Source organism: Flavobacterium sp. DSR3-2, assembly GCF_049896525.1.
Lineage (GTDB): Bacteria > Bacteroidota > Bacteroidia > Flavobacteriales > Flavobacteriaceae > Flavobacterium.
Map to the genome: position 1 here is coordinate 1 of NZ_JAFCUM010000046.1, position 523 is coordinate 523.

Below are 523 nucleotides of genomic sequence, written 5' to 3' on the forward strand. Positions count from 1 at the left end.
AAATAAATAAACCTAAAAAAGTTTATCTTACTACTGAAATAAAAGCAACTATAAAAAAATATTTGCTTGAAGATTTAAGTCCTGAACAGATTGTAGGCATATGTCTTAAAAAAGCAATTGATTGTGTTTCTACAGAGAGTATTTATCAGTACATCTGGAAAGACAAAAAAGACAAAGGTATCTTGTATTTAAACTTAAGAAGTACAGGGAAACGATATAGAAAGAGAGGCAATAAAAAAGATTGTAGAGGTATAATTTCCAATAGAAAACCAATAGAAGATCGACCCAAAATAGTGGAGTTAAAAGAACGGTTTGGTGATTTAGAAATCGACACCATAATTGGAAAAAATCATAAAGGAGCAATCGTAACAATAAACGATAGAGCAACTGGAATATTGAGAATGAAGAAGATAGAAAGTAAAGAAAGTGAATTGGTAAAACTAGCAACAATCGAATTACTACAGAACTGGAAAAACTTTATAAATACAATAACTTCTGATAATGGGAAAGAGTTTGCGCAACA

Annotated in this window: 1 protein-coding gene; it reads left to right on the forward strand. The window is 29.8% G+C overall.

Features of this window, described 5'->3' with window-relative positions:
- The coding region (locus ACP7AV_RS17180; protein ID WP_426093013.1) for an IS30 family transposase at positions 1–523 on the forward strand (523 nt) is incomplete at both ends.